The 26,036-nt window shown below is 47.6% G+C and carries 27 protein-coding genes, 1 tRNA gene and 1 other RNA gene; 15 read left to right on the top strand and 14 right to left on the bottom strand.

The features are described 5' to 3' along the window. Positions 1-93: 93 nt before the first annotated feature. Complete coding sequence (htpG, locus tag LLH06_RS09235) at positions 94-1,977, top strand: molecular chaperone HtpG (protein ID WP_228173079.1); 1,884 nt, start codon at positions 94-96, stop codon at positions 1,975-1,977. 125 nt (positions 1,978-2,102) lie between these two features. Then, a complete protein-coding gene (locus tag LLH06_RS09230) occupies positions 2,103-2,678 on the top strand; it encodes a DUF4251 domain-containing protein (protein WP_228173078.1) in 576 nt (191 codons plus the stop codon). Between the two features lie 7 nt (positions 2,679-2,685). On the opposite strand, the gene dinB is transcribed toward LLH06_RS09230, so the two are convergent. Beyond that, the gene (dinB, locus tag LLH06_RS09225) at positions 2,686-3,873 is read right to left on the bottom strand and encodes a DNA polymerase IV (RefSeq protein ID WP_228173077.1); all 1,188 of its coding nucleotides are present in this window, start codon (positions 3,871-3,873) and stop codon (positions 2,686-2,688) included. A 69-nt stretch (positions 3,874-3,942) separates the two neighbouring features. Here dinB and LLH06_RS09220 point away from each other — a divergent pair, with 69 nt between their 5' ends. From LLH06_RS09220 to LLH06_RS09205, 4 genes are all read left to right on the top strand, one after another. Then, complete coding sequence (locus LLH06_RS09220; RefSeq protein ID WP_228173076.1) at positions 3,943-4,497, top strand: 2'-5' RNA ligase family protein; 555 nt, start codon at positions 3,943-3,945, stop codon at positions 4,495-4,497. An 88-nt stretch (positions 4,498-4,585) separates the two neighbouring features. Further along, positions 4,586-4,684: signal recognition particle sRNA small type (gene ffs / locus LLH06_RS09215), an RNA gene on the top strand. Positions 4,685-4,815: 131 nt separating this feature from the next. Continuing rightward, positions 4,816-5,106: a GNAT family N-acetyltransferase gene (locus LLH06_RS09210; protein ID WP_228173075.1), complete on the top strand. Its 291-nt coding sequence runs from the start codon at positions 4,816-4,818 to the stop codon at positions 5,104-5,106. A gap of 3 nt (positions 5,107-5,109) precedes the next feature. After that, entirely contained in the window at positions 5,110-6,087 is a 978-nt protein-coding gene (locus LLH06_RS09205; RefSeq protein WP_228173074.1) for a YpdA family putative bacillithiol disulfide reductase, read from the top strand. Here the strand turns inward: LLH06_RS09205 and LLH06_RS09200 are convergent. Further along, positions 6,081-6,683: a DUF6580 family putative transport protein gene (locus LLH06_RS09200; protein WP_228173073.1), complete on the bottom strand. Its 603-nt coding sequence runs from the start codon at positions 6,681-6,683 to the stop codon at positions 6,081-6,083. The genes LLH06_RS09205 and LLH06_RS09200 overlap by 7 nt on opposite strands. A 160-nt stretch (positions 6,684-6,843) precedes the next feature. Here LLH06_RS09200 and LLH06_RS09195 point away from each other — a divergent pair, with 160 nt between their 5' ends. The 3 genes from LLH06_RS09195 to LLH06_RS09185 all read left to right on the top strand — a co-directional run bounded on the left by LLH06_RS09195 (position 6,844) and on the right by LLH06_RS09185 (position 9,971). Then, positions 6,844-7,587, top strand: a complete 744-nt coding sequence (locus LLH06_RS09195) for an SRPBCC family protein (protein WP_228173072.1) — start codon at positions 6,844-6,846, stop codon at positions 7,585-7,587. A gap of 151 nt (positions 7,588-7,738) precedes the next feature. Then, positions 7,739-9,223, top strand: a complete 1,485-nt coding sequence (locus LLH06_RS09190; RefSeq protein WP_228173071.1) for a TonB-dependent receptor — start codon at positions 7,739-7,741, stop codon at positions 9,221-9,223. A 400-nt stretch (positions 9,224-9,623) separates the two neighbouring features. Further along, positions 9,624-9,971 (top strand): hypothetical protein, encoded by a 348-nt coding sequence (locus LLH06_RS09185; RefSeq protein WP_228173070.1) that lies wholly within the window; start codon positions 9,624-9,626, stop codon positions 9,969-9,971. A gap of 76 nt (positions 9,972-10,047) precedes the next feature. Here LLH06_RS09185 and LLH06_RS09180 read toward each other — a convergent pair. Next, positions 10,048-10,134, bottom strand: a tRNA-Ser gene (locus tag LLH06_RS09180). Between the two features lie 79 nt (positions 10,135-10,213). Continuing rightward, entirely contained in the window at positions 10,214-10,927 is a 714-nt protein-coding gene (locus LLH06_RS09175) for a DUF92 domain-containing protein (protein WP_228173069.1), read from the bottom strand. A gap of 51 nt (positions 10,928-10,978) precedes the next feature. Between LLH06_RS09175 and LLH06_RS09170 the strand changes: the two genes are divergently transcribed. Together LLH06_RS09170 and LLH06_RS09165 are read left to right on the top strand one after the other, a co-directional pair. Beyond that, entirely contained in the window at positions 10,979-11,665 is a 687-nt protein-coding gene (locus tag LLH06_RS09170; RefSeq protein WP_228173068.1) for a class I SAM-dependent methyltransferase, read from the top strand. 102 nt (positions 11,666-11,767) lie between these two features. After that, a complete protein-coding gene (locus tag LLH06_RS09165) occupies positions 11,768-14,188 on the top strand; it encodes an alpha/beta hydrolase family protein (protein WP_228173067.1) in 2,421 nt (806 codons plus the stop codon). Positions 14,189-14,730: 542 nt separating this feature from the next. Here LLH06_RS09165 and rpmA read toward each other — a convergent pair. Both rpmA and rplU read right to left on the bottom strand, forming a co-directional pair. Next, a complete protein-coding gene (rpmA, locus tag LLH06_RS09160; protein WP_228173066.1) occupies positions 14,731-15,144 on the bottom strand; it encodes a 50S ribosomal protein L27 in 414 nt (137 codons plus the stop codon). A gap of 54 nt (positions 15,145-15,198) precedes the next feature. Then, complete coding sequence (gene rplU, locus LLH06_RS09155) at positions 15,199-15,507, bottom strand: 50S ribosomal protein L21 (protein WP_228173065.1); 309 nt, start codon at positions 15,505-15,507, stop codon at positions 15,199-15,201. A gap of 474 nt (positions 15,508-15,981) precedes the next feature. Here rplU and LLH06_RS09150 point away from each other — a divergent pair, with 474 nt between their 5' ends. After that, entirely contained in the window at positions 15,982-17,109 is a 1,128-nt protein-coding gene (locus LLH06_RS09150; protein WP_228173064.1) for a mechanosensitive ion channel family protein, read from the top strand. Here LLH06_RS09150 and LLH06_RS09145 read toward each other — a convergent pair. Next, positions 17,096-17,593 (bottom strand): DUF4126 family protein, encoded by a 498-nt coding sequence (locus LLH06_RS09145; protein ID WP_228173063.1) that lies wholly within the window; start codon positions 17,591-17,593, stop codon positions 17,096-17,098. The genes LLH06_RS09150 and LLH06_RS09145 overlap by 14 nt on opposite strands. Positions 17,594-17,710: 117 nt before the next feature. Between LLH06_RS09145 and LLH06_RS09140 the strand changes: the two genes are divergently transcribed. From LLH06_RS09140 to LLH06_RS09130, 3 genes are all read left to right on the top strand, one after another. Beyond that, positions 17,711-18,259, top strand: coding sequence for a hypothetical protein (locus LLH06_RS09140; protein WP_228173062.1), 549 nt, complete (start codon positions 17,711-17,713; stop codon positions 18,257-18,259). Between the two features lie 109 nt (positions 18,260-18,368). Then, a complete protein-coding gene (gene purB, locus LLH06_RS09135; RefSeq protein ID WP_228173061.1) occupies positions 18,369-19,715 on the top strand; it encodes an adenylosuccinate lyase in 1,347 nt (448 codons plus the stop codon). A 183-nt stretch (positions 19,716-19,898) separates the two neighbouring features. Beyond that, the gene (locus LLH06_RS09130) at positions 19,899-20,450 is read left to right on the top strand and encodes a NifU family protein (protein WP_228173060.1); all 552 of its coding nucleotides are present in this window, start codon (positions 19,899-19,901) and stop codon (positions 20,448-20,450) included. 86 nt (positions 20,451-20,536) lie between these two features. On the opposite strand, the gene LLH06_RS09125 is transcribed toward LLH06_RS09130, so the two are convergent. From LLH06_RS09125 to LLH06_RS09095, 7 genes are all read right to left on the bottom strand, one after another. Beyond that, positions 20,537-20,902, bottom strand: a complete 366-nt coding sequence (locus LLH06_RS09125; protein WP_228173059.1) for a VOC family protein — start codon at positions 20,900-20,902, stop codon at positions 20,537-20,539. A gap of 25 nt (positions 20,903-20,927) precedes the next feature. Beyond that, a complete protein-coding gene (locus LLH06_RS09120; RefSeq protein WP_228173058.1) occupies positions 20,928-21,716 on the bottom strand; it encodes an inositol monophosphatase family protein in 789 nt (262 codons plus the stop codon). Next, positions 21,697-22,167, bottom strand: coding sequence for a GtrA family protein (locus LLH06_RS09115; RefSeq protein WP_228173057.1), 471 nt, complete (start codon positions 22,165-22,167; stop codon positions 21,697-21,699). Before LLH06_RS09115 ends, LLH06_RS09120 begins: the two co-directional genes overlap by 20 nt. Beyond that, positions 22,160-23,332, bottom strand: a complete 1,173-nt coding sequence (locus tag LLH06_RS09110; protein ID WP_228173056.1) for a prolipoprotein diacylglyceryl transferase — start codon at positions 23,330-23,332, stop codon at positions 22,160-22,162. The genes LLH06_RS09115 and LLH06_RS09110 overlap by 8 nt, the downstream gene beginning before the upstream one ends. A gap of 27 nt (positions 23,333-23,359) precedes the next feature. Beyond that, positions 23,360-24,679 carry a tRNA (N(6)-L-threonylcarbamoyladenosine(37)-C(2))-methylthiotransferase MtaB gene (gene mtaB, locus LLH06_RS09105; protein ID WP_228173055.1) on the bottom strand — a complete coding sequence of 440 codons (1,320 nt, stop codon included), beginning with the start codon at positions 24,677-24,679 and terminating at the stop codon, positions 23,360-23,362. Positions 24,680-24,766: 87 nt separating this feature from the next. Then, entirely contained in the window at positions 24,767-25,291 is a 525-nt protein-coding gene (locus tag LLH06_RS09100; protein WP_228173054.1) for a DUF6265 family protein, read from the bottom strand. A gap of 93 nt (positions 25,292-25,384) precedes the next feature. Further along, the gene (locus LLH06_RS09095; protein ID WP_228173053.1) at positions 25,385-25,951 is read right to left on the bottom strand and encodes a UbiX family flavin prenyltransferase; all 567 of its coding nucleotides are present in this window, start codon (positions 25,949-25,951) and stop codon (positions 25,385-25,387) included. Positions 25,952-26,036: the final 85 nt, after the last annotated feature.

Raw genomic sequence — 26,036 nt, 5'->3', positions numbered from 1 at the left:
GGAGAACTCCAACTGCCATTTTGACAAGCGAATTATATTTGGAACAGGCATTGATATAGTGAGATCACTATCACTAATTAAAATAACAATCATATGCAAGAAAAAGGAACGATCTCGATACACACCGAGAACATTTTCCCGATCATTAAAAAGTTCTTATATTCTGATAACGAGATATTTTTGCGCGAGCTGGTATCTAATGCGGTAGATGCTACGCAAAAGATCAAACGCTTATCATCATTAGGCCAGTACAATGGCGAGTTGGGAGAGCTTCAGGTTGAAGTATTATTCGACGAGACTGCCAAGACGATCACCATATCTGACAATGGCCTGGGTATGACGGCCGACGAGATCAAGAAGTACATCAACCAGATCGCATTCTCGGGTGCTACCGAGTTTATGGAGAAATTCAAGGAAGCTAAAGATGCTAATGAGATCATTGGTCGCTTTGGTCTGGGCTTCTATTCGGCGTTCATGGTGGCCGACAAGGTCGAGATCAACACCCTATCTTATCAGGAAGGTGCTGAACCAGCTCGTTGGATCTGCGATGGCAGCACTGAGTTCGAGATCACTGAAGGAACACGCACCACCCGCGGTACCGATGTGATCCTGCACGTGAACAGCGAATCGGAAGAATTTGTGAACAAGCACAAATTACAGGAGATACTGGATAAATATGCCAAGTTCCTTCCTGTGCCGATCAAGTTCGGTACCCGTACCGATGAGGTTCCACAAGGTGAGGACGAAGAAGGCAAGCCTAAATATATCACCGTTGAGAGCGATAACATCATCAACGAGACCAACCCGATCTGGACCAAATCACCATCGGAGCTGAAGGACGAAGATTACCTGCAATTCTACAAAGAACTTTATCCTTTTTCTGAAGATCCACTATTCTGGATCCACTTGAACGTTGATTATCCGTTCAACCTTACCGGTGTGTTATACTTCCCTAAGGTGAAGAACGACTTTGATTTCCAACGCAACAAGATCAAATTGTTCTCACGCCAGGTATTCATCACTGATGAGGTGAAGGACATCGTTCCTGAGTTCCTGATGTTGCTGCATGGTGTGATCGATTCACCAGATATCCCGCTGAACGTTTCGCGTAGCTTTTTACAAGCTGATAGCAACGTCAAAAAGATCAACACATACATCACTAAAAAGGTAGCCGACAAATTGGCTGAGCTTTTCAAAGCCGACCGTAAGGCTTACGAAGAGAAATGGAGCGACATTGGCTTGTTCGTAAAATATGGCTTCATCAGCGATGATAAGTTCTACGAAAAAGCTAAGGACTTCACCTTATTGACCAATACCGCTAAGGAGAACTTCACCCTCAACGAGTACAAGGAGAAGGTATCGGCCACTCAAACTGATAAGGATGGCCAGTTGGTGTACATTTATACCAACGAGCCGGCCAAGCAGGATTCGTTCATCCAGTCGGCCATTAAGAAAGGCTACGACGTTTTGTTGATGAACTCTCCTATCGATAACCACTTTGTAAGCCATTTGGAGCAAAAGCTGGAAAAGACCTCGCTTAAACGCGTGGATGCTGACGTGGCCGACAAGCTGATCAAGAAAGATGATGCCCCTGCCACGGTATTGACCGATGATCAAGTGACCGAGGTTAAAGACATATTTGAAAAAGCGATCACCAAACCGGGTTTTAAGGTTGAACTGGAAAGCTTGAACCCTGAAGAGTTACCAGTGACCGTTACCATGGACGAGTTTATGCGCCGCATGAAGGACATGGCGCAAATGGGTGGCGGTATGGGCTTCTACGGTAATATGCCTGATAGCTACAAGGTTGTAGTGAACGGCAACCATAAGCTGATCGGTAAAATGCTGGAGACCAACGACGAAGAGGCCCGCACCCAATTGGCTAAGCAGGCGTTCGACCTGGCACTGTTATCACAAGGACTGCTGACCGGTGCTGAACTTACTGAGTTCGTTAACCGCAGCGTTAGCCTGATCTAATAGCTTTTATAAGATAGATGAAGCCGGCGGGTTTAAACCTGCCGGCTTTTTTTATGTCTAACAAAAACAGTTCGTGAACGGGCTATGTATACTTAACAGCATACCGTCCTCAAATACATCACTTTATGAGAGCAGCAAAACTTTTAATATCGATAGTGTCCATGTATCTTGGCATTGGCCTCCACGCGGCTATGGCTCAGGACACTACGCACACCAACAAACCCCGCGAAAGCCGTAAAGAGTTAAAAGCTAATGAAGTGAAGAAACTGTTGGACAGCAAGCACTTCACGTTCAAGGCGACCTATGCCAACCCGCTTGGAGGCGGATACACGATGCTGAACGGTCAAATGTTCAACATATCGCCTGATGGCACTGGCCATATCTATTTGAATTATAATTTTGATATGGTGGTTAGGACGGATTCAGTGATCGCTTACCTTCCATTTTATGGACGAGCCTTTAATTCCTCGGTGGCTTACACTAACCCGAATGAAAGCGGTATCAAATTCACTTCTACCAAGTTCTCTTACTCACCAAAGACCAACAAGAAAGGCATCACCACGATCGTGATCGTGCCCACCGATGCGCAGAACATCAATAAGCTCATACTGGGCGTTAGCCCTAACGGCACCGCCAGCTTGCAGGTGATCAGTACGAATCGTACCAGCATCAGTTATGATGGCTACATAGCCGAAAAGTAGCAGCAGTTTAACCTGCGGGATGGAATGGGTTGAAGTTCCGCTGACCGATCTCCATACCGGCTGCCCGGCATACCGTTTTGTTGCCGAACTTAAAGTTGATCGTATCCATGGCCCGATACAGCTTGATCTGCTCTTCATTATCATCAAAAAGATCGATCTGGTAGTTGCCACTGCACAGATCGCTCAGCCTTACCCCAATAAGCCTGATACGGCGGTGCTGGTTCCAGGCTTTTTTTAGTAGCTTTTTAACTGCCGGTATCAGCATATGCTCAGCTGAAGTAAGATGGATCTTCTCCTGCATGGTATGCGTCTCAAAGTTTGAGTAGCGTAATTTGATCGCCACGCAAGATGCCAGCATCTCCTCACTTCGCAGCTTGAAGGCTAACTCCTCTGCCATGGATACCAACATGGTGTCGATGAACTCCGCATCAGCAGTATCTTCGTGAAAAGTATGCTCGGTGGAGATGGACTTCCGCTCGCCGCGCGGCGCTATCTCGCTGTGGTCGATGCCTTGTGCCTTCTCCCATATATACCGCCCCGCTTTCCCGAACATGGTCTCCAGGAAACGGATATTGGTACGGTGCAGGTCGCCGATCTTCTCTATACCATACTGGTAAAGCTTCTCACAGGTCTTACGCCCCAGCATGGGGATCTTACTAATGTTCAAAGGCGCCATGAATGCTTTTTCCTCCCCGTGAGGTATCCTTAGCTGCCCGTTGGGTTTAGCTTCGCGTGTGGCCATTTTGGCCACGGTCTTACATGAGGCCATGCCGAATGATATGGGCAGTCCTGTCTCACGCATCACGCGTTGCCTAAGGTCGGTAGCGATCTGGTATGGGTCATAATAGCGCTCCATCCCGGTAAGGTCTATGTAGAACTCGTCAACCGACGTCTTTTGATACACCGGTACCGAATCATGAATGATCTTGGTGACCTCGCGTGATGCTTCTGAATAACGGCCGTGGCTTCCGCGCAAAAAAATGGCATCGGGGCAAAGCTTATAGGCCTGCTTGCTCGGCATGGCCGAATGAATGCCGTACTGCCTGGCCTCATAGCTGCACGAGGCTACCACGCCCCTGTCCTTTGAACCACCAATGATCACCGGCTTGCCGATCAGATCAGGGTTAAGCCTCCGCTCCACCGACACAAAGAACGAGTCAAGATCGATGTGTACGATATGTCTTTTCAGTTCCACTCTACAAAATTAAATATCCACTTGATAAAATACTAATTTTATTAGCATTTTTGAACAAATTATTTGACCATGGAAACTTATCAAGATTATCTCTTCCTGTTGCAACCATCAGATACGGTCAAGCATCAGATAAAGCACTGCAAGTTAAAGGCTTCAACCTACATCGGTAATTATCCCGGGATGAAAGGGACCGCACATATCAGCCTATTCAACACCCACCGCCAGAAGCCACATGTGATCGGTTCTTTTATTGAAATGCTCAGACGTAGGATAGAGAGCATGCCGCCTGTTACCCTTGACCTGGAGGGATTCCAGTTCTTCATTCATGGAGAAAAGTCTGCTACTATTTACGCACGTATCAAACCGAGCTATCGTACCGACAACTGGTTCGAGTTGTTAAAAAAACAATTAAGGGCAAAAAATGAAGTTGTGCCGCACATCACCGTGACCAAAGCAATCCCATATGATAGTTTTTACAAGCTTTGGCCTTTATTCCGGCAGGCAAAGTATACGGATAGCTTTACGGTGAACGAGCTTACCATACTGGCCAAGGAAAGTTTAAACCCTAACACCAATTACCGCATACTCGAAAAGATCACATTCAAGAACCAGTTAAGTGCCTGACCTAACTTTTTGTGATTGATCATCAGTACCTTAACAGCTACTTTGCATTTAGTTAGCGGGCTATCGATATTTTTTCTATTTTTGCGGTGGGTAAGTCTTTTACGACCAGCTCCTCTTGAACTCCCCCAGGGTGGGAACGCAGCAAGGGTAGAGAGTTGAGCGGTGCGATAGAAGTAGCTTACCCATTTTTTGTGCCTATACTTTTCGTAGCAGGTTCTCCTCGCTTCCCCCTACGTTATCATCATATCAATGCCATTATCCCTTATCTGTATCCACAAACGCTGCACTTGTGCGTTGTAACTTGAAACATTAAAAGTTATGCAGATCAAACACCACCATACCACTGATGATGGTATGTTCTATATAGATGACGATGGCCAACGCCTGGGCGACATGCGCTACATGATCACCGACGATGGTAAGATGGACATTTATCACACTGAAGTTGAACCGGAGGCTGAAGGCAAGGGTTTAGGCAAACAATTGATCGAGGCTGGCGTAAATTATGCGCGCAAAGGTAGCATGAAGATCATTCCATCATGTACATTTGCTCAAACTGTATTTGCCAGCCACTCGGAGTTCAAGGATGTGCTGGCCGACCAAAGCTGATCTATGTTAGATATCGTTATCATTGGTGGCGGGCCGATTGGCCTTGCATGCGGACTGGCAGCACAAAAGGCCGGGCTGAGTTTTGTGATCCTGGAAAAGGGAACATTGGTCAACTCGTTATATAATTATCCTGCTACCATGACCTTTTTTTCCACTTCCGAAAAGCTGGAGATCGGTGGTTATCCTTTCGCTACACCACACTTAAAGCCCAACCGTACCGATGCCTTGGAGTACTACCGTCGTGTTGCGCTGAGTAATGAGTTGCCCTTACATCTTTTTGAAGAGGTGACCGGTGTAGAGGCGCACGATGGTGGCTATACTATCACCAGTACCAAAGCCACTTATCGCGCTCAACGCATCATCATTGCTACTGGGTTTTATGATATATCCGTGAATTTGAACATACCGGGTGAGGACCTGCCTAAGGTAAAGCACTATTACCAGGACCCACACTTTTTTACCCTACAAAAAGTGTTGGTGGTCGGTGCCAGTAATTCGTCGGTTGATGTGGCGTTGGAGACCTACCGCAAAGGCGCTGAGGTGACCATGGTGGTACGAGGCTCTGATATCAGCAGCCGAGTGAAGTATTGGGTAAGGCCTGATATCATGAACCGGATTGAAGAAGGCAGCATCAAAGCGTACTTCAACTCCAACTTGAAGGCCATACGTGAAACGGAGGTCGATATAGAGACCCCTGATGGCATGGTCACCATTCCAAATGATTTTGTGATGGCCATGACGGGATATAAGCCCAACTTCAACTTTTTAAAAAAAATAGGGATAGCGTTATCTGATGATGGCAAATTCATTCCGCAATATGATCAGCATACCATGGAGACCAACTTACCAGGCGTTTACCTGGCAGGTGTGGTATGCGGCGGTATGGATACGCATCTGTGGTTCATCGAGAACTCGCGCATACATGCTGAGATGATCCTACAGGATATTATGAAAAAGCGTGGTCAATACGCTGATCAGTAGCTTGCTGTAGCGCTCATCGACTGCCGGGCAACATCGGCCTTTGCGATCGCACGTGCCTTGAATACTTCATAACCACCATAAAGAGCGGCACCAAATACCGCATCAGCGATCAGCATATTACGCTCGAAGGGAATGGCCATCAGTAAAGATTCGCCATAACCTAACAGGCCTTTATCATAGTAGCTGCTATTGATCCACGGCTCTATATCTGTAAGTAGCCAATGTACGGCCACACTTGCCAATGAGGCCAGCAACACACTGGTAACATTCACTTTTTTGATCATCGAACCAATGAATACCATGATGATCAGGCTAGCGTACAACCACAGCGCGCTGTTGCCGTACCAAACGATCAGCTTTGCAGTATATAGGTAATTGATAAAGATATCTGTTACAAAAAGGGTGATCACTGATAGCAAACCGGCTTTCCATTTTTGAGCGAAGTAAGTGCCGCCAAAGATAGCCATGGCACCCATTGGGGTAAAGTTGCTCATGAAGGGAACATAAAAACTGATCAGACGAGTGATGCCGGTAAGAATGATGGCTGCCACAATGACCAGTAAAAACGAAGGGAAGCCAAGCTTGATCTTTTTCAACGTTCAAATTGTTTAGGGTACAGCCGCAAATCTATCAAATAATTCGCTTTTGTCAAATAAACGCTGTCCTGCACTCAATGCAAAAAGGTAACTAATTTTCTAATAACGAAAACCATCCACTCCTACCAACTGTTCCACATGTACCTACAAGAAAAACATTATGGAACTGAGTGCAATAGAAAAGAAACCCTTGATAGAAGGATTGACCGACGGACCGATCAATCTGGAATGGCCTGAACGATACATATCGATCGCTGCCGGCGCAAAGCTGGCGTTATCAGGTCTTACCCACATCTTTAAAAGCCCTTTTAGCAGTATCCTGAAAATAGGCGCCGGTGGCTATTTGCTTGGCCGTGGTATATCGGGCCATTGCGATATATATAGCAAATTAGGAAAGAATAGCACCGAGCCAGTGAACGTGAACGTACGGAGTTCGTTCGTGATCAATCGCCCGCGTAATGATGTGTACGAGTTTTGGCGCAAGTTAGATAATCTGCCAAAGTTCATGAAACACCTCGAACGTGTGGAAGTGATCGACAATAAACGCTCACACTGGGTACTAAAATTACCGGCCGACGTGAAGATCGTAAGCTGGGATGCCGAGATCGTGCATGACGAACCAGGTCATGCGATCGGTTGGAGTTCGCTACCAGGCTCAATATTGGATAATGCCGGTAAAGTACGCTTTGAGGACAGCGAGGACGGCAATGGTACGCTGGTAGAAGTGGTGATCAGCTACACCCCTCCTGCGGGCGGCGTAGGTACGGCCTTAGGCACCATCTTGAATCCTGTGTTCAAAAACATGGTAGATACAGATATGCGAAACTTAAAGCAGTACATGGATATCGACAGCCAGGAAGACCACGATACAGTTACAAGACGCACCTATACTGCGGCATTGTAGAACGTATCACTCGATGTAAAGGGCCATATCCATAAAGCGGGTATGGCCTTTTGCTTGATAGATGTGCGAACGTTCGTCCATCAAATTGTCAATTTAACACGAAGTTGTGCTATGCATTCGTATTTTTGCACACAGATCAACCCCTTGCAACATGCCCCCTACCTATAATAATACCCTCGGAACTAAGCAAAAGGCACTAAGCATCAACTTAGACCCTAAGATATACGGCTCATTTGCCGAGATAGGTGCCGGACAAGATGTGGCAGCTAATTTTTTCAAGGCCGGTGCTTCATCGGGCACTATCGCTAAGACCATGTCGGCTTATGACATGATCTTCTCTGATGCGATATACGGTGCTCAGCAAGTGAAACGCTATGTAAGCGAGCAGCGTCTCAATGCCATGCTTGAACGTGAATATGGCCTTATGATCGAGCGTTTGCAGGAGCAGCGCGGCAAGACCAGCACTTTCTTTGCTTTCGCGGGTACCTTTTCGGCCTTAAATTACCACAAGACCAATGATGGCCACGGCTGGATGGGTCTCCGTTTCCAATTAGAGCCTGAAGGGCCTTATCAAGACGTGGTGATACACGTCAAGATGCTCGATAATGACAACATCCTACAGCAACAAGCCATCGGTATATTGGGCGTTAACCTAATTTATGCGTGCTTTTACTATAATGAGTCGCCACTGATATTCTTGCTGTCGCTAATGGACGACCTGTCGCGAGATCGCATTCAGATCGATATGATCCGTTTTGAGGGTCCTGCGTTCCAGAAGGTGGATAATCGTTTGATGAGTTTACACCTGGTCAAATATGGCTTCTCTGATGCGGCCTTATTCGGTCCGGATGGAAAGAACCAGCAACCGTCAGAGATCCTCTATAAAAAGCACGTGGTAGTGGTACGCGGACGTTTCCGCCCTATCATCAACGTGCACCTGGATATGCTCAAGACCGGTGTGAAGCAATTTATGCAGGAGCCCGATGTAGAGGCTGATAAAGTGGTCATCGTTTCTGAATTGACGCTGCAATCGCTCAAAGAACGCAACGCAGATAACACGGCAGATATTGATGAGAAAGACTTTTTAGAGCGGGTGGACATTCTTTGCTCACTTGGGCAGAACGTGATGATCTCCAATTTTCATGAGTATTACAAGGTCGTAGCTTTCTTATCAAAGATCACCAACCTTAAAATGGGTGTGATCATGGGCTATCCTAACCTCGAATACATCTTTTCTGAAGAACACTACACCAACCTGCCAGGTGGTATCTTGGAATCTTTCGCCACATTATTTAGCCGTAAGGTCAAGTTGTTCATTTATCCTACCCTGCGCGATGGCATGATCTTTAATTGTTTAAAGTTCACCCTCCCACCGCATTTGATAGACCTTTATCGTTACCTGATCGCTAACAATAAGATCGAAGATATCAGACACTATAATGAAAGGAATTTGAACGTGCATACTGACACCGTTCTCGAGATGATCAAACAAGCGCAACCTGGTTGGGAGGATCATGTACCGGCCGAAGTGGCTACCATGGTGAAGTCCCGCTGCTTATTCGGTTACCCGTGCGAGGTTCCTCCTGCTGAACTGACCACCGGCTTGGCCAATGAAGACGAGCCAAAGGTGTTGTAAGATATTTTACAGAGATACTATTCGATCAAAAAGCTCCATCATGGGGCTTTTTTGTTAAAGGTTAAGGGGCTATAATGTGGACCCAGCTTCCAGTTGTGCGATCTTTTCTCTACTAATTCTAGCGGCCTCCTTGTACATGATATATTTGATGTAAGAGTCGCCTTTCTTATTCAGAAACTTGACCGCCTCTTATGTAAGGCCATCAACAAGTCTTAGATTTGCTAAATAAGTAAGCTCCATTGATATGACTCAGAACGACAGAGATCTACTTAGGTATTATTTACTTGGTAGCATTACACGTGGAAATCTGTTAGCTGACTATTCAGTTGACATCTGTAAAGATAAACAATATGTTATATCTGAGTTGAATAGGGCAATTAAAATCAACGAACCGGACAACTTGGACTTGGTTATCACCCTTATAGATGTTTCGGGACCATCAGTTGAATTTGTTGATATTCTGAATAAATTACTGTCACATCCATACCATCATAAACATCAAGAAATAGCTAAACACATTCAATTGCTAAAAAGCCCTACCAGCGTCGAATATATTGACAAAGTATTAGAGACCAATTTCGATTTTCTGGAGTATACCGCGGCCGAATCTGAGGCCATAGCCAAATGGTTCAGTTGGGCATTGTATAGCATAGGAACCAAAGATGCTATTGATGTAATGAAGAAATATGCCAACGTAATGGACGAAGGTATTAAAAATGAGATGCAGTATAGACTGAAAAAGATGTAGAACTTCTTCGATCTGGTTTGTTAAGGTATGACCGGTTATTTACGGTTGTTACGAACCGTAAATAACTGATCAATTGCGGAGAGGGAGGGATTCAAACCCCCGGTACCTGTTACAGTACACCTGATTTCGAATCAGGCACATTCGATCACTCTGACACCTCTCCGTTGGGGTGGCAAATGTAGAATATCTCCGTAATATTTGCAAAAGCATTTCTCAATTCTTTCTGCATCTTTCCTCTCTGCTTAAAGCATTGCAAATAGTGCTATAGCGATCAGCGCTGCGGTCAGGGTGTTGATAAAATTTACCATATCATTTTTGATCACTCCTCGCCTCTCCAAAGCCGCACCCAATATGGAGTCCATCAGGTTACCTGCCGTGCCAGAGACCATTATAAGGAAGAATGTCGTAAGGGTGCCTTCATTCCCAAGTACCGAAATAAGCGCGATAACGCTACTTCCCAACACACCGATCAACGTACCCTCTAAGCTGACCACGCCATCCGCGCCACGTTGGTCAGGCCGCATGGAAAGGATGTTATAGAACCGTTTACCGTATACCGTGCCCAGCTCAGAGGCCATCGTATCCGCAGTAGCCGCCGAAAATGCTGCGGCTATACTTAGTTGCCATATCGCTGAGCCCTCGTTCGTCAATAAGGAGAAAAGTCCGGCAAGTGCAGGAACACCAGCATTGGCCAGTACCTGGGTGATGGTTCGCCTTTGGTGCTCCGGGCCTTCTGTAACGAGCACTTGTTTCACGGAAGCTTTATGCGATGTAGCTAATGTACCGATCACAAAAAAAGTGGTCATCATGATCACCCCGGTATAACCAGCGCCAGCATATACCAGCAAGGCACACACTACACCGCAAGTCGCTGCAGTTAAGGTCAGCTTTTTGAAAGCAACGCTCAGCGCCATACCGGTCAACAGAAAAATGAGCAGTGGGATATTGAAGGTCATCAGCTCAAAAATAGGCAAATACCCGTTACAGATAAGTAGCTTTGTAGCATAATGAAAGATGTACTCGGGCAGGCCATTCACGACCATTATCATCAGCTTACTCCTGCCAAGCTATGGATCAACAACCGCTACGGGCCAAAGGAAGAAATGCCCGTAGATGTTTACTTTCGTGATGAGGACGACATGCCCGACCTGGAATGGGTAGCCCTGAACGAATGCCGGGGCAACGTGTTGGACGTAGGTGCCGGAGCGGGTAGCCACGCTTTAGAATTGCAGAACCGGGGTTACGATGTGTTAGCGATGGATATATCGCCGTTGGCTGTTGCGGTGATGAAGGAACGTGGAGTGAAAGAGATCTGTGCAGATGACATCTTTAAATACAGCGGGCGTCAGTTCGACACGATATTACTCTTGATGAATGGCATTGGTTTAGCCGGCACTGTTGATGGTCTATCAAAGTTATTGGAGCAATTAAAAACGCTACTGGCCAAAGGCGGACAGATCATTTTTGATTCGTCTGACGTAGCCTACTTGTATGAAGGCGATCTGCCTACCGACCGTTATCATGGCGAGATCACTTACCAGTACGAATACAAAGGGCAACGTACCGACGAGTTCAACTGGTTATACATTGATGAGCAAAGGCTTACAGCTATTGTGGCCGAACATGGCTTTGATATAGAGGTGCTTTACGAGGATGAGCACGGTCAGTATCTCACACGGCTAACCCTTGCTTAGCACCCGTTGGCAACTTTGTAAAAAAAGTGATGTAAACGTGAGCCGTCGTAGGATTGTGCGCAGATAAAGGTAACTTGAGCACCACTTAACTCAATTAACTTTATGAAAAAACCGTTACTCATCGCGCTACTGCTTACGGGCAGTTATCTGGCACATGGTCAGGATGCTGTGGTATACCAACGCCCACCTCAGGCCATGACCGATCTGCTGCTGGCCAAGCCAACGCCATCGATCAGCATCGATTCCAAAGGCGAATGGATGGTGATCAGCCAGCGTAATGCTCTACCTTCGGTAGAAGAGCTGGCTAGGCCAGAGATGCGCATAGCCGGTATGCGTATCAACCCTAACAACTTTGCGCCAAGCCGCCAGGTGATCGCCTACAGTGGCCTGACCTTAAAGAACATCAAGACCGACAAGACCTACCCTATCGTGGGTTTGCCTGCCAACCTCAATGCCACAGGCATGACCTGGAGCCCTGATCAAACCAAGATCGCCATCACGCAAACCAACGCCAAAAGTGTTGACCTGTATGTGATCAATACCCTCACTCAAAAAGCCACTAAAATGAACAAGTTGGCATTGAACAACGTGATGGGTGGCGGTGTGGCCTGGGTAGATAACAATACCCTGATGTACCGCGTGATCAGTAAGCCTGCCGCTATGGCCCCTGTTAAACCAGCTACGCCAACCGGCCCGGTGGTTCAACAGAACTTAGGTAAATCCGCGCCAAGTGTGACCTATCAGGATCTGATCAAAACGCCGTATGATGAAAAGCTTTTTGATTTTTATGCCACTTCGCAACTGGCCATCAACAAGAATGGTGTAGAGACCTACATTGGCAAACCCGCTATTTATGCCGTGACAAGCGTATCGCCTGATAAAAAATATATCATGATGCGTACTTTGCACAAACCGTTCTCGTACCTGGTACCTGCTCAAGCGTTCCCATCTACCGTGACCATTACGGATATGACCGGTAAAGTGGTGAAAACTTTGGCCAACCTGCCATCAGGCGAGATCAGACCATCAGGTTATGATAACATGCAGAACGTGCCTCGCAGCTTCGACTGGCGCGACGACGAGCCGGCTACCGTGACCTGGGCTATGCCTTTGGATAGCGGCCTGATCCGTAAAAAAGTGGATTTCCACGATGCGGTGTATGCCCTGAGCGCTCCGTTCACTGGGGAGGCTAAGGAATTGTTCAAGACCGAGATGCGTTTCCGTAACGTACAATGGGGTACTGCTGACCTGGCGCTGGTTTACGAAGGCCTGCGTTCCAAGCAACTGAACCGCGTGAGCCGCTACAACTCCACCAACTCCAAAATGGAGAAACTGTGGGATCGCAGCCAGACCGACGTTTACGGTAACCTGGGCGAACCGGTGACCGACAAGAACAAATACGGCCGAAGCGTGGTGATGCCTATACAGAATGGCACCAAACTGTTGATGAACAACATGGTAGGTTCATCACCTAAAGGAGACCTGCCGTTCCTGGCTACTTTTGACCTGAACACCAAGAAGAGCGACATCATTTGGCGCAGCCAGGAAGGTCAGTACGAATATGTGTATGACGTCCTCGACCCGGCCAAACTGGTATTGGTGACCCGCCGTGAGACCCAAACCGAGGTTCCTAACTATTTCATCAAGAACCTGATGCTGAGGATAGCCGACCGCCCGATCACCAACTTCACCAACCCCTACCCGCAAATGGCCGGTGTGACCAAGGAGAAGTTGAAATACAAACGCTCGGACGGGGTGGACATGACCGGCGACCTTTACCTGCCAAAAGGATACAACAAAGAAAAGGACGGACCGCTACCGGTACTGATCTGGGCCTACCCTGCGGAGTTCAATTCGGCCGATGATGCCGCACAGATCCGTGGATCAAAGGACCGCTTTATCACCATTAACCCGGGTGGTGCCATCTTCTTTGTTACCCAAGGTTATGCAGTGTTGGATAATGCTTCAATGCCTATCGTATCTAAAGATGGCAAAAAACCTAACGACACTTTTGTTGAGCAGCTGGAGATGAACGCTAAAGCAGCGATCGACAAACTATCAGACCTTGGCGTGGGCGACCGTAACCGCGTGGCCGTAGGCGGCCATAGCTATGGTGCGTTCATGACCGCTAACTTGCTAGCGCACACTAACCTGTTCAAAGCTGGTTTGGCCGAAAGTGGTGCTTACAACCGTACCCTCACTCCTTTTGGTTTCCAAAATGAGGAGCGTACTTACTGGGAAGCACCTAAGCTGTATTATGAAATGAGCCCTTTCAGCTATGCTGACAAGATCAAAACGCCTTTGCATTTGACCCACGGCGATGCTGATGATAACACCGGAACATACCCGATCAACAGTGAGCGTTTGTTCGCTGCGATCAAAGGTTTTGGTGGTACCGTACGCTTTGTGTACCTGCCTTATGAGGCCCACGGTTACCGCGGTCGCGAGAACCTGATGCACAAGCTTTGGGAGCAATTGACCTGGCTGAACACTTACGTAAAGAACGCCAAGCCTGCTAAATAAGCAGCCTGATCCATAACACAAAAAAAGCGACCATCCTTAACCGGATGGTCGCTTTTTTTGTGTTACGAATTTGGTGATCGGTGGTCGTTAAAGAGGTTGTAAGGGTGCGATCGCGACATTATAACATCACACTTGAGTGTTACATTTTGGTGTTACAGCGTTACAATTAGTGTTACATTCTAACTTTTTGTATGCTTTTGCTTGAAAAAGTTGGGTTTTTACGAATTTCGTGATCTTAAAAAGTGGGGAAACTTGGGGAATTCTGTTACATCGCTGTAACACTTTTTTGCAAATGTAACACCATTTTAACGCTTGCTTCGGCGCTGTTGACGGCCAATAACTCACGTCAAAGGTCCATGTACATGTCTTGCAATGGTCGAGGTAATATCGGTCACCTTGTACTGCGGGTAAGGTAGACAACTATTGCTTTAGATTCAGCAGCGATTTCGTCATCAAAAAAAATATTTGCTAACAAAAAAGCCCGGTCATTTTCATGATCGGGCTTTTGTATGGTATGAATTATAAGGGCTATACCCTGATAATTACTCAGCTACTACTTCTTCGCCTTCTGTAGCGGTCTCAGCTTTTGGAGCTTCTTCTGCTTTAGCGGCTTTCTTTGCTTTACCGTCAGATGGAGCTACGGTTTCAGCTTCAACAGCAACTTTAGTTACCGGAGTTGCTTCAACAGCTACGTCAGCGGTCTCAAAAGGAAGTACTGATACGTATGAACGGTTGTCAGCTTTCTTTTTGAATACTACCTTACCATCGATCAAAGCGAACAAAGTATGGTCGCGACCGATACCTACGTTCTGATCTGGGTTATGTCTGGTACCACGTTGACGAACGATGATGTTACCGGCAATTGCAGGCTGACCACCAAAGATCTTGATACCTAAGCGTTTGCTATGCGATTCGCGGCCGTTCTTCGAACTACCCGCACCTTTTTTGTGAGCCATTTCTTAAATATTATTATACGGACGGTATTGAGCCGATCCAATTAAACCTTCAAATTATAAAGTGATGCCTGTGATAGCGATCTTAGTGAATTGCTGACGGTGACCGTTCTTCTTTTTGTAACCTTTTCTGCGTTTCTTTTTGAAGACCAACACTTTGTCACCTTTTACATGAGACAGGATCGTAGCTGATACTTTAGCACTGCTCAAGGCACTGCCTAACGAAAATTTACCTTCGTTCTCAGCTAACAATACTTTGTCAAATTCAATACTAGCGCCTTCATCTCCTTGCAAGCGGTGTACAAAGATCTGCTGGTCTTTTGCAACTTTAAATTGCTGTCCGGCTATATCTACTATTGCGTACATTGTTCGTAAATAATTTAATTGTTTAAAAATTTGAGGTGCAAATATAGGTATACTTATTTTAAAAAACAATGAATGCTAAATTAATATTAGCAGCCACTCCTCTCGTCTACTCTGGTCAAAAAAACAGGCCGGAATAATTATCCCGGCCCGCTTCAATCACTCTAAAACAATCACCTCTACTCTTAAGAAGTCTCTTTGAACAAGTATATAGTCAGATACCGTTGGGTACCGCTTGTTGTCTTTTAGCTAACTATACAAATATAGTGATCAGCTTCCGGTTATCAATAAAATTAGGTAAGCAATTACCTAAAAATGACATTGGTCATTTTTGCAGCTTTTTTAATGCATTTGCTACCGATATATAACTTGTTGCCGGCCGCATTATTGTGGCTGGGGAGCACGTTATCCGCATTTTGTCAAACAAAACAGCTATAACCACCTTTTACAGGTATCTAACTCATATCCCGTCTATTCATGATGCAGATACAAGCCAAGCTCCCGCCTGATCTTTTAGATTATTCACAGCACATGCCCTCGTTCATTTGGAACCTGTGCATCGCTATCACCGCCCTGATCATCGGGCTTATTCTCAAATTCGTTACTTCAAGGTTGCTGCGGATATATGCTAACAAGCAGAACGATTACTCTTTCTTCCGCTCCTTCATCACTCACCTGAGTACGCCGGTCACTTATTTTATCCCTCTGGTGGTGCTCAAAGCCATGATGCCGCTTATGCGGATGTATAAAACTTACTATGCCCTGCTCGACCGCGTGACCAGCATCCTGCTTATCATCGTTTTTGCCATACTGCTGATCAGGGCCATACGGGTGCTTGAAGATTATGTGTACCACTTTTACGACCTCAACAAGTCAGACAACTTGAAGGAACGTAAGATACGCACGCAACTCAAGTTCTTGCGCAAGCTGCTGGTGGCTATCATTGTGTTCGTCACCATTGCCTTGGTATTGTTGAGTTTCGAGAGTTTCCGCAAGTTAGGTGCCGGTCTATTGACCGGTGTGGGTATAGGCGGTATTATCATTGGTTTTGCCGCACAGAACTCATTAGGCAACCTTTTGGCAGGCATGCAGCTGGCCTTTACACAGCCGATCAGGATAGATGACGTGCTGGTGGTAGAGGGCGAATGGGGCCGTGTAGAAGACATCACACTGACCTACGTGGTGCTGCGTATATGGGATCAGCGCCGCCTGATCTTACCCATCAATTACTTCATCACCAAGCCATTCCAGAACTGGACCCGCATATCGGCCGATATCATTGGCTCAGTATTCTTATATATGGACTATACCATACCGCTCGCCCCGTTGCGTGCCGAATTTGACCGCCTGATGCTGAACACTAAATTATGCGATGGCAAGGTGAAAGCCCTGCAGGTGACCGACGCTAAAGAACGTACCATGGAGATACGGATGCTGGTAAGCGCACGTAACTCATCAGATGCTTTTGACCTGCGTTGTTACGTGCGCGAAAATATGATCACCTTCATCCAGCAAAACTATCCGGGTAGCCTGCCTAAGATCCGTACCGATATCAACGACAAGTTCCCGCAGGCCATCCCTGAGTCGGCCATTACGCCGCTTTAGCCAATCCGGCTCCTGCGCTAAGCACCAGGGCATCCTCCAACGCACCGATCACCGGATCGATAAGCTTGCTGCTTTTCACCGTGGACTTGCGTAGGTAAAAGGTACCGTAGGTGGATAATATGGCAGCGCCGCCGCCGATCATTGCGCCCAGGTAAGTGTTCCGTTTACCGGCTTTGAACATGGCCGCACCAGCCAAAGCGCCGGTAGCAAAACGGCCGATCAGTCCGGGTAGGCCTATTCGGTCCGGCGCGGTGGGCATTTTATCGCCCACGAACTCGGCCAGGGCCATCAATTTAAAAGCAGTTTCGGCCGTGCCTGAACGCAAGAAGCGTAAGGCTGAGCCATCCAGCTCATGAGTATCGTGTCGGCGTAAAATGTGTGCGGCCAGTGCTGGCCCGGTCATGGAGCGCGAACCGGCTATCACCCCGATACCAATGGCTTGCCATAACGGGTGTGTGATCTGGGTATTCTGTTGATCTTTCATAGCATTTTAGATGTTGTTAAAGTACATCCATCACCACTTATATGTTTCAGTAACAGAAAATTATTAAATCAATAATTATTAAAAGATGTTCATCCTATACATCTAACAACAACACCTATGGGAAGGATACATGAGAACAATGCGTTCGGCGAATTGGCGAGCGCACTTGGTAAGGGCCTGCTGGCGGGCCTGGCCGGTACGGCTGCTATCACGCTATCGCAAATGATCGAAATGAAGATCACGAAGCGCGAGCCCAGCGAGGCGCCTATCAAAGTAGCATCACAAGTGACCGGTGCTGCCCCTGCCGATGAGAGCCAGAAAGAAAAATTAAGCAACGAGATACACTACGCTTATGGAACCTCATGGGGCCTCGTACGCGGATTGTTAGGATTGGCCGGCTTAAAAGGTGCACCTGCCACCCTGGTACATTTTGGGGCCATATGGGCAGCCGAGTTGATCATGCTGCCTAAATATGATGCGGCACCACCAGCTACCGAGCAAAAACCCAAAGATCTGGCCATCGACGCCCTGCACCACGCTGTGTATGCGGTAGCCGCAGGCCTGGCTTACGATGCCATTGATGCAGGCGGCCGCAGGGAACGTAAGCTGAATAAGCTGATCGGGCACCTGAGATCAACAGGTCTGCTTAAAAAGTTCAACTTTTAACGGTCAGCATATCATATTAAAAGGCCGCCTTTGTGAGCAGAGGCGGCCTTTGTTGCTTATCAGGCGTTCAGTTCCGGGTACTTTGCTACCTTTGCAAAAATTTTGCGCTATGTCACTTACTCCGCTTATGGCCATATCGCCGGTCGATGGCCGTTATCACAACGCTACTTCATCGCTGGCCGCTTACTTCTCTGAATTTGCCCTGATCAAATACCGTGTACAGGTCGAGATAGAATACTTTATCGCCCTGTGCCAGCATCCATTGCCACAACTGGCCGGTGTTGATGCGTCGGTATTCCCGCAGTTACGCGCCATTTATGAGCAGTTCAGCGAAGCCGACGCGCAAGCCATTAAGGATATTGAAAAAGTGACCAACCATGACGTGAAGGCGGTGGAATACTTCATCAAGCAAAAGTTCGATGCCCTGGGCGGACTTGACCAGTACAAGGAGTTCATTCACTTTGGATTGACCTCTCAAGATATCAATAACACCGCTATACCCTACTCCTTCAAGCAAGCGTTGCTGAAGGTGTACTACCCTGCTATTGACGATCTGTTGGCCACCCTGAAAGGCTACGCACAAGAATGGAAAGCGGTACCTATGCTGGCTCATACGCATGGTCAGCCTGCATCACCCACCCGTTTAGGTAAGGAGATCGAGGTGTTCATCGAGCGTATCGAAAAACAACTGGAGCTGGCCAAGGCCATCCCGTATTCGGCTAAATTTGGCGGTGCTACGGGCAACTTCAATGCCCACAATGTGGCGTATCCAGCCATTAGCTGGGTCACCTTTGGCAACCATTTCGTGAACAGTGTTTTAGGACTGAGCCGCTCGCAGCATACCACCCAGATCGAGCATTACGATAATTTTGCCGCACAGTGTGATGCCCTGAAACGCATCAACAATATTATCATGGATCTTGACCGCGATATGTGGACCTACATTTCCATGAATTACTTTAAGCAAAAGATCAAGGCCGGCGAGGTTGGATCATCGGCCATGCCGCACAAGGTGAACCCGATCGATTTTGAGAACTCGGAAGGTAACATTGGCATGGCTAACGCCTTGTTCGAGCACCTTGCCGCAAAATTACCGGTATCGCGCCTGCAACGTGACCTTACCGACTCGACCGTGCTGCGTAACATCGGCGTTCCGGTGGCTCACTCGCTGATCGCCATCAAGTCGACAATCCGTGGCCTGAACAAGTTGTTACTTAACGAAGCGGCTATCCAGCGCGACCTCGAAGACAACTGGGCCGTAGTAGCCGAGGCGATACAGACCATTTTACGCCGCGAGAACTTTCCCAACCCTTATGAGGCGTTAAAGGACCTCACCCGTACTAACCAGCAGATCAATGCCCAAAGCATTTCCGTTTTTGTAGATGGTTTAGAGGTGAGTGACGCGGTGAAGGCCGAACTGAAACAGATCAGCCCTTGGACCTATACCGGCGTATAACGTTATAAACATGTATCGCTGAGCTTGCGAACGCGACTTCTGCTTTGTCAAGCGGCGGATCAGGCTCTTTAAAGGCTGAAATATGCGTCATTTTATGTTGTCATGTTGAGGTCAAATACAAATTAGCTATAGGCATAGTGGTAAAAGCTGTTTAAATTTGTTCTAATTCTAAAACAGATACTCATGAACATCAACGTATATACCGAATCGACCCCTAACCCAGCGACCATGAAGTTCATCGTGAACAAGTTGCTGATCAATGGAAGTGTTGATTATCCTACCAAAGAAAGTGCCGAGGCTTCGACCTTTGCTAAAGAACTATATAAATTCTCTTTTGTGAACGGCGTGTTCTTTGCCAGCAACTTCGTTACCGTTACCAAAACTGAGGATGCTGACTGGGCCGACATTGAGGCGATACTGAAAGAGTTCGTGAAAGGTGCAGTAGAATCGGAACTGACCGTACAAGCTGCCAAGGCCGACGAAGAAGTTTCATTTGAAGGTACTGATGCAGAGGTAAAGATCCAGCAGATCCTGCATGACTACGTTCGCCCGGCTGTTGAGCAGGATGGCGGCGCGATCGCTTACCGTTCATTCAACGAAGGCGTGGTGACCGTGGAACTGCGAGGTTCATGCAGCGGTTGCCCATCCTCTACTATTACCCTGAAAGCCGGTATCGAGAACCTGCTGAAACGCATGGTGCCTGAGGTGCAGGAGGTGGTGTCAGAAGCGATGTAATATTTGCTTACTAAATTCAAAAGCATATAAACCAAGAAGCCCTGACCATTTGGTCGGGGCTTCTTGGTTATTAAAAATTTTGTTAGCTATTTATTGAACTGACCAACATGCCACAGTATGCCGGCAGGGTCGTGAATGAAGCACTCGCGGCCCCAGTCAAGCGTTTGAATGGGCGTCAGTTTTACCTTTTCATATTTGGCGGTCAGGTCGAGTTTCTGCAGTTCGTCCCAAAACTTTTCTACATCCTCCACTTCAAGGAACAACATCGAGTTGTCGATCCAATCCTTTATATAAGCATCCTGTAGATAGAATGCGTGAGCGCCCAGTTTGAAGACCGAAAGGTTGTGGCTTAGCACCACCTCCTCGAAACCAAGGTCGCGGTAAAAGCTCCTTGAAAGGTTAAAGTCTGCCGAGCCGATGAACGGCCTGAGCGATAATGGCTGATGTTGCATAGCTATTGAGTTTATGTTTAAGTGCTTATTTGAAGAACCTGTTGATCGCCTCGAGCATTTCGCCGGTGATCTTGCCATTGGTGGCCAATAGTTCGCGGGTGTTGATCACCTCACTGCCGCCACTAAAGTTGACCACATCTCCACCGGCCTGCTTCAGTATCACGATGCCGCCCGCTACGTCCCAGGCATTAAGGTTATACTCATAGAATGCCTCAAAGCGACCACAAGCCGTGTAAGCCAGATCCACCGCCGCAGATCCGATACGACGGATGCCATGGCAGCTTCGCATCAACTCCGTGAAGAGGTTTATATACTGCTGCTGCTTACTAAAGTCATAATAAGGGAAACCGGTAGCCAGCAAGCTTTGGGAAATACTCTGGGCATTACTCACCCTGATCTCGGCTCCGTTCAGGCAAGCAGGTGAGTCGATGTTAGCGTAAAAGCATTCATCCTGGTTCACCTCGTATACTACACCCGCCACCAGCCGGTCGTACTCCTGCAAGGCGATGCTCACCGAAAATGCAGGGAGCCCGTGGATAAAGTTGGTGGTACCATCCAGCGGATCAATGATCCAGTTGTAGCGCTCCCCTGTTTTGTTAATGGTCTTTTCTTCGGTGATGAAACCGGCTTCGGGCAGGATCTTTTGCAAAGCGGCGACGATCTTTTGCTCGGCGGTCTTATCAACGTATGATACCAGGTCGTTCAGTCCTTTGAACTCGATGCGGTCGGCAGTGAAGCCCTTGCGTTCCTGGCGAATGAAGTCGCCGGCCTCGCGGGCCACCTCGGTTACCTGATCAGTTATTTGTTGCAGCATGTTTACGTAACGATAAGTTGAATGAAAATGCTTTATGTATAAAGAAACTGGCGAAAAATAAACTCAGCGCAGCGGTGATACGCGCCACCGGCGGAGCCAGATGCAAGTATGTAATGAACGCACGAAGCACCCAAAGGTTAGCAAAATAACCCACAAAAGCCACCAGCGCAAAACGCATGAATTGTTTTTTGAACGGCAACTCTGATTCGGAGAATACCAGGTAGCGTGTAGCCAAAAAGTTGACCATCACTCCCAAGGTAAAAGAAATGACCAAGGCTAAAGCGTGATGTTCTACCGTAGTGAAACCCAAATGGTATCGCGGCTGCGTGAGCAGGTAACGGTCGAGCAGATAGAAGGCCAGTACATCCACCAAAAAACCCGAACCTGATGATATCAGAAAACGCGCGAACTTATTTCGCGTAAGTTTTTTGAGGCCGCTTTCCTCAGGCATTGGCCCCCTTTGCCTGGTAACGCGAGCGACCGATCACGATCAGTGCGATACCGCCCACCACCATGAACAACGAGATCATTTCGGCCTGGGTAAAGGAGATACCGAATAAGTGGTATTTGGTATTCACACGGATGAGTTCTACAAAGAAACGCTCTACACCAGCCAATATCAGGTATATACCGAACATAACGCCCGGTGCTTTGATACGGTCGCGGATGCTCCACAAGAACAGGAATAACAGGAAGCATACCAAACACTCATAAAATGGCGTCGGGTATACCGGTAGTCTTAATTCATAGCAGTATTTGCCCACGCAGCCCGGTATAGGATTATCGTGGTCTACCATGTTCACGTTGTGCGGATATTTGAACGCCCACATCCAATCAGGCGCCCAGCTCAACCAACCTGGTTTGGGTGCCAGGTTAGGGATACCCCAGTCGCCGTCGCCAGCCATTTGGCAACCGATACGGCCTACTGCGTAAGCGAGCATCATGCCCGGTCCGCCAATATCTAACATGGTAAGTGGCTTAACACCGTGTTTGTTAGCAATATATAATACCGCAGCACCGCCGCAGATCAGGCCACCATAAAAGGTCAATCCGCTAAAGCCGATCAGCATCTCGACCGGGTTGGCCATGAACTCGTCCCAGTTCTCCAGTGCGTTGAAAAGCTTGGCACCGGCAAATCCCCAAATGGCTGCCCACACCAGTATATTGCTCATCAACTCATATGGGTGTACCTCTACCTGCTTAGTCACCGGTTCGGCCAGTTTCGTCTTTTTCTTTTCGTAATACGCCCAGTAAGCGATGGCTGCTGCACCTACTATACCACCCAACAAGTTGCCGCGCGATGATAGCAGGAAGCCCTGCGTATCTTGCAGCATCAGCTGGTAATTAAATACGATATCGAGCAGTTTGTAACCGATGATGAAACCAAAGATGGCGTTGCCCACCAGCTCGCCGGCTGAAGCAGGTTCACCAACAGTGACCGTTTGCTGGAAGCTATGTACATAACCCAACTGCTCCTTGCGTTTGAACTCTTGAACAAAGGCCCAATAGGCAGCCATAAAAGCAAGCGCCACAAAAAAGCCAAAGGTTTGCACCGGAAGTGGTGGGATATTTAAACCTGTAAGATAGTGAAGCAGGTCAGATATGGTTGGGAACATAGGTAGTATTTTGGAGCGAATATAAGCTTAATGCACAAATATTTCTTCGCTCTCGGTTATTTCAACGTCGCCATCGGCGCTAACGGCAGTGAGTTTCACGGTCTTCAATTCGTTCACCAGTACAGGGTCGAACTTGGCCTTTACCTTCACATAATTGCGCGTAAAGCCGTGCATGTAGCCGTCCTTATTGTCGCCTTCAAAAAGCACTTCGTCGCTTTTACCGATCTGCTGATCATAAAAGGCGCGGCGTTTTTTATCGCTCAGGATGTGCAGCATCTTGCTACGATCGGCACGGGTAGAACCCGGTACCGCGCCACTCATTTCGGCGGCAGGCGTATTTTCGCGTTCCGAATAAGTGAACACGTGCAGGTAGGAAACGTTCAGCTCGTTCAGGAAGTTGTAGGTATCGATGAAATCCTCGCGTGTTTCGCCGGGAAAGCCAACGATCACGTCGACGCCAATGCAGCAGTCGGGCATCAGCTCCTTGATCTTGGCCACACGGTCAACATACAATTCACGGCGGTAGCGGCGGCGCATCAAACCTAAGATCTTATTGGAGCCCGATTGTAACGGGATGTGGAAGTGCGGAACAAAACGCTTAGAGGTGGATACGAACGAGATGATCTCGTCGGTAAGTAAATTAGGCTCAATAGAGGAGATACGGATACGGTCGATGCCTTCCACCTCGTCCAGGGCACGCACCAGATCAATGAAACGGTCGTGGCGTTCACCATTGCGTATACCAAAATCGCCAAGGTTAACACCGGTCAGTACGATCTCTTTCACGCCTGAGGCGGCTATCTCATATGCCTGGGCAACTGCACTCTCGATGGTATCGCTACGGCTTGCACCTCGGGCCATAGGTATGGTACAAAACGTGCACGAGTAATCACAACCATCCTGAACCTTTAAAAAGGTACGCGTGCGATCACCAAAGGAATATGAAGAAATGAACTCGTTAGCTTCTGAAACGGGTTGATTGAAAACGGCTGTCTTTTCGCGCTTGGTAAGGTCAGTAAGATGATCCACCAGTTGGAATTTTTCGGCAGCGCCCAAAACGAGGTCGACGCCCGGGATCTCGGCGATCTCTTGCGGTTTCAATTGCGCATAACAACCCACGATGGTCACGTGCGCATTAGGCGATATCTTGAGTGCTTCTTTAACGATCTTTTTGCATTTCTTGTCGGCGTTCTCGGTCACCGAGCAGGTATTGATCACAAAAACATCGGGCTGCTGGGTGAACTCCACGGTCTCGAAACCGGCGTTGTTCAACAGCCTGCCCAGGGTCGAGGTCTCAGAGTAATTGAGTTTGCAACCCAGCGTGTAAAAAGCAACTTTCTTGTTCATTATCAAACCGCAAAGATAAGGATATGAAAAAATATTGCCTCATCAAAGCCAATAAATTACATTACGCTGCCAGTGTTGATGCAAAGATCACGGACCTACCAATCCTGCTGTGCCGGGTTCGTTGACCTGAAGCGTGTAATTGAAAAGTTCGGTATGCGGCTGGCCCTTCTTGTCCTTTTCGTCTAAAGCTACTACCAGCTTATTGCTGGCCGTGCGCTGGTAGCTTAGTTTGACCTCTCCATCAAGCGATACAAAGATGGCTTTATTGGCCGATATGCTCATCAGCTTGTAATTTTGGGGCTTGTTCTTTTCTTCCCAGGCGATGTTGCCACGGTTAAAGTGACGCATCTTCATCACAGGGCTGTCGCCTTCCTGCTCTATCACTACAAATTCGTAGAACAGCACTTTGCCATTTTTCACGCACCGGTAGCTGCTCATCAGGTTATCACCCATGGGCTGGCTCCAGTATTCTTCCATATCGCCCCACTGGTGTTTGAGCGTCCAGCGGCCCGACATAAAGGCCAGATCTTTTACGGAAGCTTTAACAGCTTGAGCATTGACTTGCAAGGTGCAGCTGACCAAAGCAATAAAAAGGAATAGTTGACGGGGCATAATGATTAAGGATAGAGTTCCAAAGACCTGGGTAGGTCGTGCAACTAAGATAGCTTTTCTTAGTATGAACATGTTCACAACGCGATCGAAAATTTAAATAACCTCGTTCCAACGGAAGCTCTCGTTCTCTAACCCCATCAGGTCGATCACGCGGTTCACTACCGTCATGGCCACTTCTTCAATGGTTCGCGGACGGCTGTAAAAAGATGGTACCGCCGGGCAAATGATACCACCAGCCTCGGTCACCGTTTGCATGTTGCGGATATGGATAAGGTTCAAAGGCGTGTCGCGCGCTACCAGGATCAGCTTGCGGCGCTCTTTGAGGATCACATCGGCCGCACGGGTCACCAGGTCATCAGACACACCTGCCGCAATGCGCCCCAGCGTACCCATAGAACATGGGATCACTACCATGGTATCATATCGTGCTGAACCTGAAGCGAACGGCGCCATAAAATCATGCTTATCGTAAAATTTGAAAGGAAGCTGCGTGTAGCTATCATCGTCCAGTTCGGTCTCCCAGACCTGCTTGGCATTGGCCGACATGACGACCCCAACATCGGCGATTTGATCTTGTAGCTTCTGTAATTGCTCAAAAAGTAGTTTAGCATAAATGGCGCCGCTGGCACCGGTAATGGCAATTACGATCTTTTTATTCATAGGTGTTACAACAACGCAAAGCTACGAAAGTTAGGGGCACAAAAAAGGGTCGAATAACTCGTACCCGACCCTACATCTACCTATG

Origin of the sequence: Mucilaginibacter daejeonensis, assembly GCF_020783335.1 — a bacterium.
GTDB lineage: Bacteria > Bacteroidota > Bacteroidia > Sphingobacteriales > Sphingobacteriaceae > Mucilaginibacter > Mucilaginibacter daejeonensis.
This window is presented reverse-complemented; position numbering and strand designations above follow the sequence as displayed.

What these genes read in the sequence shown, in the direction of transcription:
- htpG (WP_228173079.1), top strand. Translation starts at nt 94, where the DNA reads ATGCAAGAAAAAGGAACGATCTCGATACACACCGAGAACATTTTCCCG.
- LLH06_RS09230 (WP_228173078.1), top strand. Translation starts at nt 2,103, where the DNA reads ATGAGAGCAGCAAAACTTTTAATATCGATAGTGTCCATGTATCTTGGC.
- LLH06_RS09220 (WP_228173076.1), top strand. Translation starts at nt 3,943, where the DNA reads ATGGAAACTTATCAAGATTATCTCTTCCTGTTGCAACCATCAGATACG.
- LLH06_RS09210 (WP_228173075.1), top strand. Translation starts at nt 4,816, where the DNA reads ATGCAGATCAAACACCACCATACCACTGATGATGGTATGTTCTATATA.
- LLH06_RS09205 (WP_228173074.1), top strand. Translation starts at nt 5,110, where the DNA reads ATGTTAGATATCGTTATCATTGGTGGCGGGCCGATTGGCCTTGCATGC.
- LLH06_RS09195 (WP_228173072.1), top strand. Translation starts at nt 6,844, where the DNA reads ATGGAACTGAGTGCAATAGAAAAGAAACCCTTGATAGAAGGATTGACC.
- LLH06_RS09190 (WP_228173071.1), top strand. Translation starts at nt 7,739, where the DNA reads ATGCCCCCTACCTATAATAATACCCTCGGAACTAAGCAAAAGGCACTA.
- LLH06_RS09175 (WP_228173069.1), bottom strand. Translation starts at nt 10,927, where the DNA reads ATGACCTTCAATATCCCACTGCTCATTTTTCTGTTGACCGGTATGGCG.
- LLH06_RS09170 (WP_228173068.1), top strand. Translation starts at nt 10,979, where the DNA reads ATGAAAGATGTACTCGGGCAGGCCATTCACGACCATTATCATCAGCTT.
- LLH06_RS09165 (WP_228173067.1), top strand. Translation starts at nt 11,768, where the DNA reads ATGAAAAAACCGTTACTCATCGCGCTACTGCTTACGGGCAGTTATCTG.
- rpmA (WP_228173066.1), bottom strand. Translation starts at nt 15,144, where the DNA reads ATGGCTCACAAAAAAGGTGCGGGTAGTTCGAAGAACGGCCGCGAATCG.
- rplU (WP_228173065.1), bottom strand. Translation starts at nt 15,507, where the DNA reads ATGTACGCAATAGTAGATATAGCCGGACAGCAATTTAAAGTTGCAAAA.
- LLH06_RS09150 (WP_228173064.1), top strand. Translation starts at nt 15,982, where the DNA reads ATGATGCAGATACAAGCCAAGCTCCCGCCTGATCTTTTAGATTATTCA.
- LLH06_RS09145 (WP_228173063.1), bottom strand. Translation starts at nt 17,593, where the DNA reads ATGAAAGATCAACAGAATACCCAGATCACACACCCGTTATGGCAAGCC.
- LLH06_RS09140 (WP_228173062.1), top strand. Translation starts at nt 17,711, where the DNA reads ATGGGAAGGATACATGAGAACAATGCGTTCGGCGAATTGGCGAGCGCA.
- purB (WP_228173061.1), top strand. Translation starts at nt 18,369, where the DNA reads ATGTCACTTACTCCGCTTATGGCCATATCGCCGGTCGATGGCCGTTAT.
- LLH06_RS09130 (WP_228173060.1), top strand. Translation starts at nt 19,899, where the DNA reads ATGAACATCAACGTATATACCGAATCGACCCCTAACCCAGCGACCATG.
- LLH06_RS09125 (WP_228173059.1), bottom strand. Translation starts at nt 20,902, where the DNA reads ATGCAACATCAGCCATTATCGCTCAGGCCGTTCATCGGCTCGGCAGAC.
- LLH06_RS09120 (WP_228173058.1), bottom strand. Translation starts at nt 21,716, where the DNA reads ATGCTGCAACAAATAACTGATCAGGTAACCGAGGTGGCCCGCGAGGCC.
- LLH06_RS09115 (WP_228173057.1), bottom strand. Translation starts at nt 22,167, where the DNA reads ATGCCTGAGGAAAGCGGCCTCAAAAAACTTACGCGAAATAAGTTCGCG.
- LLH06_RS09110 (WP_228173056.1), bottom strand. Translation starts at nt 23,332, where the DNA reads ATGTTCCCAACCATATCTGACCTGCTTCACTATCTTACAGGTTTAAAT.
- mtaB (WP_228173055.1), bottom strand. Translation starts at nt 24,679, where the DNA reads ATGAACAAGAAAGTTGCTTTTTACACGCTGGGTTGCAAACTCAATTAC.
- LLH06_RS09100 (WP_228173054.1), bottom strand. Translation starts at nt 25,291, where the DNA reads ATGCCCCGTCAACTATTCCTTTTTATTGCTTTGGTCAGCTGCACCTTG.
- LLH06_RS09095 (WP_228173053.1), bottom strand. Translation starts at nt 25,951, where the DNA reads ATGAATAAAAAGATCGTAATTGCCATTACCGGTGCCAGCGGCGCCATT.